The sequence below is a fragment of the Pseudoalteromonas sp. 2CM36K genome (genome assembly GCF_023161865.1).
Lineage (GTDB): Bacteria > Pseudomonadota > Gammaproteobacteria > Enterobacterales > Alteromonadaceae > Pseudoalteromonas > Pseudoalteromonas tetraodonis.
The window spans coordinates 25,989-39,580 of sequence record NZ_JALNTK010000009.1 but is presented as its reverse complement, the minus strand read 5'-3'; the positions used below and the strand labels follow the sequence as shown (position 1 = coordinate 39,580).

Below are 13,592 nucleotides of genomic sequence, written 5' to 3'. Positions count from 1 at the left end.
CTTTTTTTGTGTGCTAACTTTAATATTATGCTTATTTACCACTTCTATTTTGGCAACTCTTTTTTGCATTGCACTTAATATCGTTGCTGGCATTATCGTTTGGCGAAAAATCGTGGCTGCTCAGCCAGAGCAGGGCGTTATATTATTAGAGCCAAATCAATTTCGTTTTGAGAGTGAAAAGCTGCTAATTCAAGGGGTTATTGGTAAGCAAAGCCGATTACTTGGTCGCAGTGTGTGGTTGTATATTAATGGCCTTAGTGAAAACTATTGGCTGATTATCTCAGCCAATAGTGTTGATGAGCAAAGCTACGCGCGTTTAAAACGCGCAACACTTGCGGCAATTAATTGCGCTTTGGAGTCAAAATAGTGGGCGTTGGATTTTCGTTTTGCTCTGGGTAGTCAATGGTAAAGTGCAGTCCGCGACTTTCTTTACGTTCCATAGCACTTCTAATTATAAGCTCAGCTACTTGAACTAAGTTACGTAACTCAAGCAAGTTATTACTCACTCTAAAGTTCGCGTAGTAATCGTGGATTTCTTGCTGTAATAGTTCAACACGATGAAGCGCGCGTTCAAGTCGTTTGGTTGAGCGCACAATCCCAACATAGTCCCACATAAATAATCGCAGCTCATGCCAGTTATGGGTGATCACGATTTCTTCATCTGAGTTAGATACGCGGCTTTCATCCCAACTAGGTAAATCAACCAGTGCAGGAGCGGTCTTTATTTTACTCAAAATGTCTTTTGCTGCAGCATGGGCAAATACAACGCACTCTAATAATGAGTTACTTGCCATACGGTTAGCACCGTGCAGCCCAGTGTAAGCCACTTCACCCACAGCGTATAAATTAGCTAAGTCGGTTTTACCATTAAAGTCGGTCATAACGCCGCCACAGGTATAATGTGCTGCGGGAACGACAGGGATTGCCTCCTTGGTGATATCAAGCCCTACGCTTAAACATTTGGCGTAAATCGTTGGGAAGTGTTCAATAATAAAATCTTTGTCTTTGTGGCTAATATCTAAATATAAGCAATTTGCACCAAGGCGCTTCATTTCAAAATCGATAGCGCGCGCGACTATATCGCGCGGGGCGAGTTCTTCTCGCTCATCAAACTCTTTCATGAATCGCGTGCCATCTGGGCGTTTTAAATAGGCTCCCTCACCACGCATTGCTTCGGTAATTAAAAAGTTTTGCAATTCAGGGTGATAAAGACTGGTTGGATGAAATTGATTAAATTCCATATTAGCAACGCGACACCCTGCACGCCATGCCATGGCAATACCATCACCGCTAGAAACATCAGGGTTAGAGGTATAAAGGTATACTTTACTTGCGCCACCCGTTGCTAGGGCAACAAATTTTGCGCCAATTGTTTCTACTTTTTTGGCTTTTTTATTCCACACATACATGCCATGAACATGTGAACCCATTTTGCCAATACTTTTATCGGTAATTAAATCAATCGCGTTGTAATGCTCTAACAAGGTGATATTGCTGTGTGCTTGAACTTGGCTAATCAAGGTTGTTTGCACAGCTTTGCCTGTGGCATCGGCTGCATGCAAAATGCGTCGGTGGCTATGCCCGCCTTCACGAGTTAAATGAAAGCGCTCTTTACCTTTGCTATCAAACTCCATATCAAAAGGCACGCCTTGGTCAATCAGCCATTGCAGGCAGTCATGAGCATTGCTGGCAGTGTAATGAACCGCCTCTCTGTCGCATAAACCGCCACCGGCGTCTAAGGTATCTTCAACGTGAGACTCTATACTGTCATTTTTTTTATCAAAAACAGCGGCAATTCCGCCTTGGGCATAAAGAGTAGAACCTTCGGTTAATTCACCTTTACTAATTACGGTAACGTTACAGTAATTAGCCAAAGATAAAGCAAGTGATAAGCCTGCTGCGCCGCTACCAATAATAGCGACATCGGTAATGTGATGTTTATTTTGGTTCATCTGTGAGGTACTTTGCGGTTACAATGCTCAGATAGAGCAATATTTATTTTTAATACTTATAGTTGTACCATATTTGTAGCACTACCACGAAGTGGTTTTAGCGTATAAATACGTAATTTTTTAGCTATTTTATAAAAAAACAATATGAAGCAGAACTTTTTATTCATCTAAGGGTCAGAGTAGGTGTGAACAATGGCGACACTATGAATAATAAGCAAGAATCAATCAGAGGAGTACCGGCTCGAATGAGCGAGCAGGAATTAGATTTAGCGTTAGTGAAAAGGGTTCAGCAGGGAGATAAAAACGCCTTCAACCTATTAGTTAAGAAGTATCAGAACAAGATTGCCGGTTTGATCTCACGTTATGTATCAAATAAGGGTGACATTGCTGATGTAGCACAAGAGGCGTTTATTAAAGCGTATCGTGCCCTTCCTAATTTTCGTGGTGACAGTGCTTTTTATACTTGGCTTTACCGTATCGCCGTTAATTGTGCTAAAAATTACTTAGTGGCTCAAGGGCGTAAACCGCCAGCAAATGATATAGATGCTGACGATGCCGAGTTTTATGAGGGTGCTGATTCAATGCGTTCAAACGCATCACCTGAAAATTTACTATTAAGCGAAGAAGTACGCGCTGTTATTTTTAATACGATTGATAGTTTGCCTGAAGAGCTTAAAACCGCGATTACCCTTAGAGAAATTGAGGGGATGAGCTATGAAGAAATAGCCGTGGTGATGGATTGCCCTGTCGGGACGGTGCGTTCGCGTATTTTTCGTGCCCGTGAAGCAATTGATAACAAATTAAACCCATTAATAGGCGAGTCTTAGTATGACAAAAGCACACGTTAACCGCTTAGATAACGAATCGTTATCAGCATTACTTGACGGTGAGCAAGCATTAAATGATGCCGAGATTGCATCTGCTGATGTAGCTACATTTGGCCGTTACGCGTTAATCGGTGATGCAATGCGAGCTAAAGGAAACAACAAAAATATGGATTTTGATATTAGCGATCGCATTTCATTAGCACTTGATAGTGAGCCGGTTTATGCAGGCTTTAGCCAGTCTGAAAGTGTGGCAAAGCCGGTAAGCACTGAAGCCGACAACAAAGTCGTGGCGTTTAATTGGCGCAAGCCGGTTGCCCAGTTAGCAATTGCAGCTAGCGTGGCAATGTTTACTATTGTTGGCGTGAACACCTTGCCGCAAGGTGAAGATGCTGTGCAAAACGAAATTCCTTTATTACAAACCACGCCGTTAACCGGCATGGCATCGCCAGTGAGTTATTCATCAGCACCGGCGCTAGAGAACGCAGAGCAAGGCTTACGAGAGCTTCAACAGCAACGTATTGGCGCTCTTGTACTTGAACACCAGCGTCAAGCACGTGTGGCTCATTCGTTGAAAACTGCGAAAACAGATGAAACGTCGCAAGAGGAAAAAAACTAATTAGATGAAAGTAATAACTTTTGTTATGTCGTTGGTATTTAGTTTTAATGCTTTTGCCAATGACACAAACCCCGCTAAAGATTTACTGCTTGAAATGGCCAGTGCAGTTCATACACGTAATTTTGATGCCTCTTTTGTTGTTGTTAAAGGCAAAAGTATGGAGCCCTACCGTTGGGTGCATGCTAAACAGGGGGACGTTGAGCTTGAGCATTTGAGTTTACTCAACGGTGCTGGCCTTGAAATGATCCGCATTGACAACCAAGTTACCTATTTTGAGCCACAATCAGAGCCGTATTCGTTAACAACCGACTCAATTGCCGGCCCTATTCCTGAAGTGCTTTTTAAAGATATTAACCGCTTAAGTGCGCATTATGATTTTGTGCTTGGTGGTAAAGGCCGTATTGCTGGGCGTCCCGCGCAATTAGTTCGAATTGAATCTAAAAACGAAGATAAATACAACTATTGGATATGGATTGATACTGAGTCGTCGTTATTATTAAAGGCGGCGTATGTTAATCATCAAGGTGAAGCGCTTGAGCAATTACAGCTCACTCATATTAGTGTGACTGAGCAACCGGCAAACTTATTATTAGAAGTGCTTAATCGTAACTTTCCAACCCCATTACCTGCCAATTCAATTGACGAACAAACTAAAGCGAATGCCATGAACTGGACTATTGGCTGGTTACCTGAGGGGTTTGAATTACTTAAGTCAGACAGGCATAAGCTCGACTTAAATAATGAATTAACAGACTATTATTTATTTTCTGATGGGTTTGTTGAAGTATCGGTGTTTGTACAACGACCACTACCGGGTAAGCGTTTAAGCGGTGCCCTCACCTCAGGGGCAACTACGATTTATGTACACAACGGCGGAAATTTTGATGTCTCTGTGGTGGGAAACATTCCAACCATGAGTGCCAAAGCCATTGCTGAGTCTGTATCGCGGGCATTATAAGTAACTAAACTATGATTGAACAAACGTTAACCGTCGTGGCCCTTAGTGGCCACGTTGCGCATTTAGAAGCCCAACAAAAACAGGCCTGTGAAGGCTGTAATGGACGTTGTGGCTCACAAGTGTTTAGTAAGTTATTTGGTACCGCCAAAAAAACATTACCTTATAAATTTGAAACACAGTTAGAAATAGGCCAAAAAGTAACTTTGTCATTGGATGATAGCCATGTTGTAAAGCATGCCTTTGCAGTTTACATGCTGCCTTTGTTTTTGAGTTTAATATTCGCTTTAATAGCCAGTGAATTGATATTGTTAGCCGAAGGCTGGCAAATTTTAGCCGCGATATTGGGTGGGATCACCGGCTTTTTAATTGCTAAAACATGGGTGAAATCATTAAGACATGAGATAAAAGTGATAAAAATTCATCCAATTAGCCTCCCTTTAACTCAAATAGATGGTGATTGACGCCAATTAAATGTAAAATTGCGTTTTTATGCCACAGTAACTTGAAAATACACAGCAAGTATTTTCAAGTTATTTAGGCATATGACCTTAGTCCTTTAAAATAGAAGTTTAGAATCCAGTTTATGAAGCATATCCGTAATTTTTCGATCATCGCCCACATTGACCATGGTAAATCGACCCTTTCTGACCGTTTGATCCAAGTTTGTGGTGGTTTAACCGACCGTGAAATGCAGAAGCAAGTTCTGGATTCAATGGATATTGAACGTGAACGTGGCATTACCATCAAGGCACAAAGTGTAACCTTAAATTATAAAGCGAATGATGGTGAAACTTACCAGCTTAACTTTATCGACACCCCAGGGCACGTTGACTTTACCTATGAAGTATCGCGTTCGTTAGCGGCTTGTGAAGGGGCACTGCTCGTTGTTGATGCTGGTCAAGGCGTAGAAGCGCAAACATTAGCAAACTGCTACACCGCGATTGAAATGGACTTAGAAGTTATACCGGTACTTAATAAAATTGATTTACCGCAAGCTGATCCATTACGTGTAGCCGAAGAAATTGAAGACATTATTGGTATTGATGCCCTTGATGCCGTGCAATGTAGCGCCAAAACAGGTGTAGGTATTGCTGAAGTACTTGAAATGATCGTTAAAGATGTACCGCCACCAGTTGGTGATAAAGATGCGCCATTACAGGCGCTAATTATCGATTCTTGGTTTGACCCGTACCAAGGCGTTGTATCGCTAGTGCGTATCAAACATGGTGAACTTCGCGCGGGCGACAAAATTAAAATCATGTCAAACGAGAACGTACATACCGCAGATCATGTGGGGATTTTTACGCCTAAACAAACTAACACCGGTGTTTTACACACTGGTGAAGTAGGCTTTGTTATTGCTGGTATCAAAGAAATACATGGTGCACCGGTGGGTGATACCATTACTCATCAAAAAAATGCGGCACCACTGCGCTTACCTGGTTTTCAAAAAATTAAGCCGCAAGTGTATGCGGGTATGTTCCCAATAGCCTCTGATGATTACGAGTCATTCCGCGATGCCCTAAACAAACTTAGTTTAAACGATGCCTCGTTATTCTTTGAACCAGAAAATTCAACTGCGTTAGGGTTTGGTTTCCGTTGTGGATTCTTGGGCATGCTACACATGGAAATTATCCAAGAGCGTTTAGAGCGTGAATACGACATTGATTTAATCACCACCGCGCCAACGGTTATTTACGAGGTAGTGACTAAAGAAGGCACGACACAAATAGATAACCCGTCTGATCTTCCGCCAGTAAACGATATTTTAGAGATACGTGAGCCGGTTGTAGAAGCTAATATTTTAGTTCCACAAGAGTACTTAGGCAGCGTAATCACTTTATGTGTTGATAAGCGCGGTATGCAAACTAAAATGAGTTATCACGGTAAGCAAGTTGCAGTAACGTATGAACTGCCAATGGCTGAAGTGGTAATGGACTTCTTTGATAAGCTAAAATCAACAAGCCGTGGTTTTGCTTCGCTTGATTATAACTTTAAGCATTTCCAAACCTCAGACATGGTGCGTGTAGATATACTTATCAATGGCGAGCGTGTAGATGCGTTGGCTATTATTGTTCACCGTGACAGCGCGCAATCACGCGGTCGTCAGCTTGCTGATGCGTTAAAAGACCTTATACCACGTCAAATGTTTGATATTGCGATTCAGGCAGCGATTGGACAACACGTAATCGCTCGAACGACTGTTAAGCAACTACGTAAAAACGTAATCGCTAAATGTTACGGTGGTGACGTGAGCCGTAAGAAAAAACTACTTCAAAAACAAAAAGATGGTAAAAAGCGAATGAAGCAACTTGGTAACGTTGAAGTGCCTCAAGAAGCGTTCTTAGCCATTTTGAAAGTTGGTAAATAAAAATAAAGGATAATAAATGGCTGGCTACTTTTCAGTTTTATTGGTGTTATTAACTTTAGGCTCAGGTCTAATATGGTTAATTGATCACTTAATGTTTGCACCTAAAAGGCAGGAACGTTTAGCAATTGCTCAAACCTCTGCCGGTGGTCAACTTGATGAAGAAACCGCAGCATTGATTGCGCCTGAGCCAATGATTACTGAAACAGCAAAGTCGATTTTTCCGATGATTGCTGCTATCACTATTTTTAGATCGTTTATTTTTGAGCCGTTTCAAATCCCATCGGGTTCAATGATGCCCACCTTATTAGTGGGTGATTTTATTTTAGTGCAAAAGTATTCTTATGGGATTAAAGACCCAGTATGGCGCAGCCAATTAGTGGATGTAAGCGAACCAGAGCGTGGCGATATTGTTGTTTTTAAATACCCGTTAGATGAGAGAGTGGACTATATTAAACGTGCTATAGGTTTACCTGGCGATAAAATTGTTTATCGTGATAAGCGTTTATATATTCAACCAAAATGCGAAGAAGGTGAAGTTCAAAAGGGCGCACTTCTTTGTAATGAATTCAATAAAATTGATTTTAAATTAATTAATGATAATGAATTTAAGCAAGGCCCAATGGATTTAGCGCGTTTAAATGAAGATTTAACCACGACTAACCATGACATTTTAATCAACCCAAAATCGCCTGAACGTAAGGGGCGTTACTACCAGCAATTGGGCACACCTGCGGATGAGTGGGTGGTTCCAGCTGATCATTACTTTATGATGGGTGATAATCGCGATAACAGCCAAGATAGTCGCTTTTGGGGCTTTGTACCAAAAGAAAACTTGGTGGGTAAAGCTGTCTTTATATGGATGAGTTTTGAATTTGATAATGGCCCAGATGACATTTTACCAGGATGGGTTCCAACTGGTGTTCGTTTTGAACGCCTAGGTAATATTCAGTAACAATGAAAAAAAATGTAACAGAGTTATACAAAAGAATTGGCTATACATTTGCTGATCAAGGGTTACTTGAGCAAGCAATGACGCATCGCAGCCACAAAGGTCAACATAACGAGCGACTCGAATTTTTGGGCGACTCTATTTTGAGCTTTGTCATTGCCAATGCACTGTACGCTAAATTTCCTAAAGCACGCGAAGGTGATTTAAGCCGAATGCGTTCGACTTTAGTTCGCGGCCAGACGTTAGCTGAATTTGGCCTTGAATTTGAGCTTGGTGATTACCTACGCTTAGGTCCTGGCGAGCTAAAAAGTGGTGGTTTTAGACGTGAGTCGACCCTAGCGGATGCAGTTGAAGCCATTATTGGCGCTGTATTTTTAGATTCAGACATTGATCGCTGCGGCGAGCTTATTTTAGCGTGGTATGAATCACGTTTAGATGCTATTTCACCAGGGCTTAACCAAAAAGATCCTAAGACCCTGCTGCAAGAGTATTTGCAAGCTCGTAAGCTATCATTACCAGGCTACACCGTAGTTGATACTAAAGGTCAGGCACACAATCAAACATTCACGGTTGAATGTATTGTTGATGGAATGGATAGCATTATTTCTGTTGGCAGCTCACGGCGTAAAGCCGAACAAAAAGCGGCCGAAAAAGCATTGAAGATACTTAAAAATGAATCTTGATACCTTAATACAGCCTCATGAAGGCGAGATAGACACATTTTGTGGCATGGTTGCGATTGTTGGCCGTCCTAACGTGGGTAAATCAACACTGCTTAATGAAATTATTGAGCAAAAAGTCAGTATTACCTCACGTAAGCCACAAACCACGCGCCATCGTATTATGGGTATTCATACTGAGGGTAAGCACCAAGCGGTGTACGTCGATACCCCAGGCCTGCACGTTGAAGAAAAGCGTGCTATTAACCGTTTAATGAACCGTGCAGCGTCTAGCTCAATTGGTGATGTTGAGCTGATCATTTTTGTGGTTGAAGGCACTCATTGGAATGCCGATGACGACATGGTACTTAACAAAGTAAGCCAAAGTGGCAAGCCGGTATTGTTAGTTATTAACAAAATTGACCAAGTGAAAGATCGCGACCTTGTACTTCCACATATGAAGTTTTTAGGCGATAAGTTTGATTTTGTCGGTATTATGCCCGTATCTGCGACTCAGGGTAAAAACATTAACCTGATCAAAGAAGAAGTGACTAAGCGCTTACCACCGTGCGAATTTTACTTTCCTGATGACTACGTAACTGACCGCTCAATGCGCTTTATGGCGGCTGAAGTTATCCGTGAAAAGCTAATGCGCTTTATGGGTGAAGAGTTACCGTATTCAGTGACTGTGGAAATAGAGCAGTTTAAATGGCAAGAAAACGGTATTTGGCATATTAATGGCCTGATACTAGTTGAGCGTGAAACGCAAAAGCGCATGGTAATTGGTAACAAAGGCGAAAAGCTAAAAGTAATCGGCCGTGAAGCGCGTAAAGACTTAGAGGAAATGCTTGAAAATAAAGTGTTTTTAGAACTGTGGGTTAAAGTTAAATCGGGCTGGGCTGACGATGAGCGTGCCTTAAGAAGCTTAGGTTACGGTGAAGATTAACATTTTATACGCAGCATAATTTATGGACAGCGATTTCTATAAAGCTTATTTATTACATCGGCGTCCATATAGCGACTCGCAAGTAATGCTCGATATGCTAGTAGAAGGCGTTGGCCAGCTTAGAATGCTCGCACGAGTTAGTGGCCGCCAGGCCACTAAATACAAAGCCCAACTCCAACCATTTCAAGCCTTACTCGTCCATTACAATGGCAAATACGATTTAAAGTACATCAATAAATTTGAGCTTCATGGTAATCCGTTATTTTTAACCGGTGATAAGCTTTACTGTGGCTTTTATTTAAATGAATTAACCAACCGAATTGTGCCGATTAATGAACCCATTGATCAGGTTTTTCAACTTTATAAAACTCACTTAGAAAACCTTAATAGCGGGACTGACATGCAAGCAGTGCTTCGCTCTTATGAGTTTCAATTGCTAGAGCTACTAGGTTATGGGGTTGATTTTAGTTTTGATGCGGATGGTGAGCCAATTGATGACACGCAAACGTATAGCTACTTCGCAGAAGTGGGCTTTGCGGTGCAACACGACTCGCGTTCTGGGTTTACTGGTTCACAACTCAATGCCATAGCAAATCATAACTTTAGCCAAGCGGATGTGTTATATATGGCAAAGCAATTAAGTCGTTATTTATTAAAACCATTGTTGGGCAACAAGCCATTAAAAAGTCGTGAATTATTTACGGCCTCTCAATAAACAAATTTCACAGGTACAAAAATGAAAGATATTCTTCTAGGCGTGAACGTAGATCATATTGCAACGCTTCGCCAAGCACGAGGCACTTCTTATCCTGATCCTGCTCATGCAGCCAGTGTTGCAGAGCATGCCGGTGCTGATGGCATTACTATTCATTTACGCGAAGACCGCAGACACATTCAAGACCGCGATGTGTATGTAATGGCTAAAACCATTCAAACACGTATGAACCTTGAAACCGCAGTAACCGATGAAATGATTGCTATTGCACTTGAGGTTAAGCCTGAATATGTATGTTTAGTACCTGAAAAACGTGAAGAGCTTACTACCGAAGGCGGCTTAGATGTAGCGGGTAATATTGATAAAATAGCCGCAGCGACTAAAACTTTAACGCAAGCCGGTATTAAAGTGTCACTGTTTATAGATGCCGATAAAGCGCAGTTGGACGCAGCAAAAGCCTGTGGTGCGCCTTATGTTGAAATTCATACTGGGGCGTATGCTGATGCCACCAACGATGAAGACACCGCCAAAGAGCTTGAGCACATTCGCCAAGGCGTGAAATATGCAGCCAGTATTGGTTTGATTGTTAATGCTGGCCATGGTCTGCATTATCACAATGTAAAACCAATTGCAGCGATGCCAGAGATTTATGAGCTAAACATTGGCCACGCTATTATTGCCCGCGCAGCCATTGACGGTTTAGATAAAGCGGTTCGTGACATGAAACGCTTAATGCTTGAAGCTCGCGCGTAGAGTTATAATTAACAATATTAAAGACGAGCTTATTTATTAGTGATATCAATGTTGGCATCAACAAGTAAGTTTTCAAGCTCGTCTTGCAACTCAAATAACTCGGGCTCAATATTCTCAAGCGTACATTCATTTTTAAGTGATGTTTCGATCGTTTCAGCCAATGTTTTTAATTTTGGTACACCTGTATAGCAGCATGCGCCATGAAATTTATGGATAACGCTAAGTACTTGAGGGCAATCTTCGCTGCTTATTGCTTGATTTAGTAAGTTCAGGGTTTCGGGCACGCTTAGCAGTAACATATTAAGCATTTCATTGGCTAATTCTGCTTTACCGCCTGCACGTTGCAATGCCAGCGTCCAGTCAAGGCGAGTACTATCAAAAGGAGCAGGGCTATGTTCAAATGTGCTTTTTGACTTATCACGACTCACTGGTAATTGCGGGCTATGATCGCAAATAATCTGGTTTAGCATATCTTCATCGATGGGCTTAGTTAAATAACCTTCAAAACCATCTTTTAATAACTGTTCTTTTTCACTATTAAGTGCATGCGCCGTCACGGCAATAATAGGCGTATCTTCATTCAAAGATGACTCTTTAATGAGTTTACAGGCTGTAATACCATCCATTATAGGCATTTGAATATCCATAAAAATCACATCATATTTATGGCTTTTGCTTAAACTATACGCTTGTGACCCATTATGTGCGGTATCAATTAATTCAACTTGCTCGTTGAGCAGGGTGTAAATTAATTTTAAATTAGCGTCATTATCATCCACCACTAACACTTTTAGCGGCAGCAGGGTTTGTTCATGCTGTTCTATATTATGTGCCGGATGGTCGAGTCGATAAGGCGCAGCTAATAACTCACATAGCTTTCGGTGATTAAGAGGTTTACTCAAACAGGCGTCAGCGCCGCTGCCGATGAAGGCTTCGCGCATGTTGTGTGATACAGTATTAAGCATTAAATATAAATAATCGGTTGATTCCCTAACCGCTTTTACATAGCTTTTTAAACGCTGCATATCGTCAACTGATGCCATGTGACCAATAAGACAAATATCAAAATTGATCTCTGAATTTTTTATGCACTCTAAAAATTCGGTTTCGTTATAGCAAGAAGTGACACTGACTTTCCACTCTTGTAATAATGAGGCAACGGCGTGATGAGTATGCTTATGCGACTCTAAATAAAGAACACGTTTACCAATTAATGACTGGGTAGGCAAATCGTTGATAAATACATGATTTGGTAATCTAAATACACCATTAAAGGTAAAACAAGTTCCGCTACCAGGGGCTGAATTTAAAGTAATACGGCCGCTCATTGCTTCAACGATATGTTTAGTAATAATAAGCCCTAAGCCGGTACCACCAAATTTGCGGGTAATACTGGAGTCGGCTTGACCAAAGGCGGTGAATAGCGCGTCTTGTTTATCTGCTGGAATACCCACCCCGGTGTCAGCAACCGACACTAAAATGGAAGTTTGCTCCTCATCTAATAAACGATGGCTAATATCGACTTTAATAGCGCCTTTTTCAGTAAATTTAATTGCGTTACTTAACAAGTTAATCAGCACTTGTTTAAACCGTGTGGGGTCGCCGGTTAAGTGGTCAGGCACCTGAGGGTTAATATAAATAGAAAGCTCAAGTTGTTTGTCGTGTGCGCTAGGTGCTAGTAATGTCATTACTTCGTTTACGCTATCGCGCAGTTGAAACTGAATAGACTCAAGCTCCATGGCTCCTGCTTCTAACTTGGAGAAATCTAATATGTCACTAATAATAGTCATTAAGCTGTTAGCCGAAAGCTCTATGGTATCAAGGTAATCTTTTTGGTTTTTATTCAGAGGCGTTTTATAAAGCTGACGGGTAAATCCAATAACCCCGTTAAGTGGGGTGCGTAACTCATGACTCATTTTAGCTAAAAAGTCAGATTTAACACGGTTAGCATCCTGTGCTTCTTTTTTAGCCATGGTGAGCTGGATATTTTGTGTTTCGTATTGTTCAAGCGTTTCGCGGTAATCGCTGGTTGCCTGATCAATATTTTTTTGCATTTCATCTTTTTGCATCACCATAGAATGCGAGATGGTATTGAGCCCCTCACGTAATAACTCAAACTCGCCATTCATGGGTTCAGTTAATCCGGTTTGTCTTTTACCTTCAATTAATCTGTCGGTAGCAAGTACTAACTTATTAAGTGGGGTCATAAACATCCGACTAAGTCTTAGCGCTAAAATAGCGGCTAATACTAAGGCGAGAATAATAATAATACCGCTGACCAATAATGCACGTTGTTGGCCAATAACAGCTTTGTCGCGGTTAAGCTGAATCACAACGGTGCCCAACGAGGTTTGGAACTCAGAAGTATTCCAGTCGCTATTGGGGGTTGTATGGTTAATGATAGGGGTGAAAAAGGTTACTAAGTCTTCACTTTGCTGAACATAGGTGGCTTTAAAGCCATTTAATTGCGTTTGCTCAATTAAAGTGTCGAATGAGCGATGATAATTACTGGTTATAATAAGTTGGTTGTTATCATTAAAGATGGCAATCGATTTAATCGAAGGGGAGTGTTTGTTGTGTGTATAGCGAATTATGCGATTAAGCAGTTTTTTATTTTTTTCCAGTAAAGGCTGTTCAAGTGCAATAGCCAGAGGTTCAGCAATCGTTGTGCCTTGTTGATATAAAATTTCATCAAGCTCAATGTAACGATTTATTGTAAAATAACCACCTAGTAATAGCCCGATGATCACTGTGGGGATCAGGGTGAGTGTTAAAACAGAATCGCGCAAGCCTAGTTTGGTCATAATCTGAGCATTATTATCATTTTTTATTGAATGTGAGTATAT

General features: G+C 41.3%; 13 protein-coding genes. 11 read left to right on the top strand and 2 right to left on the bottom strand.

Annotated features, from left to right (window positions below; all coding sequences use genetic code 11):
- Nucleotides 1-10: 10 nt before the first annotated feature.
- Complete coding sequence (locus tag MTN97_RS07305; RefSeq protein WP_036981623.1) at nt 11-367, top strand: hypothetical protein; 357 nt, start codon at nt 11-13, stop codon at nt 365-367.
- On the opposite strand, the gene nadB is transcribed toward MTN97_RS07305, so the two are convergent.
- Nucleotides 342-1,952 (bottom strand): L-aspartate oxidase, encoded by a 1,611-nt coding sequence (gene nadB / locus MTN97_RS07300; RefSeq protein WP_069440023.1) that lies wholly within the window; start codon nt 1,950-1,952, stop codon nt 342-344. The genes MTN97_RS07305 and nadB overlap by 26 nt on opposite strands.
- 245 nt (nt 1,953-2,197) lie before the next feature.
- Here nadB and rpoE point away from each other — a divergent pair, with 245 nt between their 5' ends.
- The 10 genes from rpoE (at nt 2,198) to pdxJ (ending at nt 10,746) form a co-directional block, all read left to right on the top strand.
- Nucleotides 2,198-2,779: an RNA polymerase sigma factor RpoE gene (gene rpoE / locus MTN97_RS07295; RefSeq protein ID WP_036983401.1), complete on the top strand. Its 582-nt coding sequence runs from the start codon at nt 2,198-2,200 to the stop codon at nt 2,777-2,779.
- A 1-nt stretch (nt 2,780) separates the two neighbouring features.
- Nucleotides 2,781-3,395, top strand: coding sequence for a sigma-E factor negative regulatory protein (locus MTN97_RS07290; protein WP_248474048.1), 615 nt, complete (start codon nt 2,781-2,783; stop codon nt 3,393-3,395).
- Between the two features lie 4 nt (nt 3,396-3,399).
- Nucleotides 3,400-4,353, top strand: coding sequence for a MucB/RseB C-terminal domain-containing protein (locus MTN97_RS07285; RefSeq protein ID WP_069440021.1), 954 nt, complete (start codon nt 3,400-3,402; stop codon nt 4,351-4,353).
- An 11-nt stretch (nt 4,354-4,364) separates the two neighbouring features.
- Nucleotides 4,365-4,814 (top strand): SoxR reducing system RseC family protein, encoded by a 450-nt coding sequence (locus MTN97_RS07280; RefSeq protein WP_013465635.1) that lies wholly within the window; start codon nt 4,365-4,367, stop codon nt 4,812-4,814.
- Nucleotides 4,815-4,936: 122 nt separating this feature from the next.
- Nucleotides 4,937-6,724 (top strand): translation elongation factor 4, encoded by a 1,788-nt coding sequence (gene lepA, locus MTN97_RS07275; protein ID WP_036981632.1) that lies wholly within the window; start codon nt 4,937-4,939, stop codon nt 6,722-6,724.
- Between the two features lie 16 nt (nt 6,725-6,740).
- Complete coding sequence (lepB, locus tag MTN97_RS07270) at nt 6,741-7,676, top strand: signal peptidase I (RefSeq protein WP_013465633.1); 936 nt, start codon at nt 6,741-6,743, stop codon at nt 7,674-7,676.
- Between the two features lie 2 nt (nt 7,677-7,678).
- Nucleotides 7,679-8,356, top strand: a complete 678-nt coding sequence (rnc, locus tag MTN97_RS07265; protein WP_008466504.1) for a ribonuclease III — start codon at nt 7,679-7,681, stop codon at nt 8,354-8,356.
- Nucleotides 8,346-9,278 carry a GTPase Era gene (gene era / locus MTN97_RS07260; RefSeq protein WP_013465632.1) on the top strand — a complete coding sequence of 311 codons (933 nt, stop codon included), beginning with the start codon at nt 8,346-8,348 and terminating at the stop codon, nt 9,276-9,278. Before rnc ends, era begins: the two co-directional genes overlap by 11 nt.
- Nucleotides 9,279-9,300: 22 nt before the next feature.
- The gene (gene recO / locus MTN97_RS07255; protein ID WP_248474047.1) at nt 9,301-9,993 is read left to right on the top strand and encodes a DNA repair protein RecO; all 693 of its coding nucleotides are present in this window, start codon (nt 9,301-9,303) and stop codon (nt 9,991-9,993) included.
- Between the two features lie 21 nt (nt 9,994-10,014).
- Entirely contained in the window at nt 10,015-10,746 is a 732-nt protein-coding gene (pdxJ, locus tag MTN97_RS07250) for a pyridoxine 5'-phosphate synthase (protein ID WP_010387803.1), read from the top strand.
- A 29-nt stretch (nt 10,747-10,775) separates the two neighbouring features.
- Here pdxJ and barA read toward each other — a convergent pair whose 3' ends face one another.
- Entirely contained in the window at nt 10,776-13,550 is a 2,775-nt protein-coding gene (gene barA, locus MTN97_RS07245) for a two-component sensor histidine kinase BarA (protein ID WP_248474046.1), read from the bottom strand.
- Between the last annotated feature and the right edge of the window lie 42 nt (nt 13,551-13,592).

Bases quoted from the DNA above. Each gene is read 5' to 3' on its own strand.
- era (WP_013465632.1), top strand. From the start codon at position 8,346: ATGAATCTTGATACCTTAATACAGCCTCATGAAGGCGAGATAGACACA.
- rpoE (WP_036983401.1), top strand. From the start codon at position 2,198: ATGAGCGAGCAGGAATTAGATTTAGCGTTAGTGAAAAGGGTTCAGCAG.
- rnc (WP_008466504.1), top strand. From the start codon at position 7,679: ATGAAAAAAAATGTAACAGAGTTATACAAAAGAATTGGCTATACATTT.
- recO (WP_248474047.1), top strand. From the start codon at position 9,301: ATGGACAGCGATTTCTATAAAGCTTATTTATTACATCGGCGTCCATAT.
- pdxJ (WP_010387803.1), top strand. From the start codon at position 10,015: ATGAAAGATATTCTTCTAGGCGTGAACGTAGATCATATTGCAACGCTT.
- MTN97_RS07285 (WP_069440021.1), top strand. From the start codon at position 3,400: ATGAAAGTAATAACTTTTGTTATGTCGTTGGTATTTAGTTTTAATGCT.
- lepA (WP_036981632.1), top strand. From the start codon at position 4,937: ATGAAGCATATCCGTAATTTTTCGATCATCGCCCACATTGACCATGGT.
- nadB (WP_069440023.1), bottom strand. From the start codon at position 1,952: ATGAACCAAAATAAACATCACATTACCGATGTCGCTATTATTGGTAGC.
- MTN97_RS07290 (WP_248474048.1), top strand. From the start codon at position 2,781: ATGACAAAAGCACACGTTAACCGCTTAGATAACGAATCGTTATCAGCA.
- MTN97_RS07280 (WP_013465635.1), top strand. From the start codon at position 4,365: ATGATTGAACAAACGTTAACCGTCGTGGCCCTTAGTGGCCACGTTGCG.
- lepB (WP_013465633.1), top strand. From the start codon at position 6,741: ATGGCTGGCTACTTTTCAGTTTTATTGGTGTTATTAACTTTAGGCTCA.
- barA (WP_248474046.1), bottom strand. From the start codon at position 13,550: ATGACCAAACTAGGCTTGCGCGATTCTGTTTTAACACTCACCCTGATC.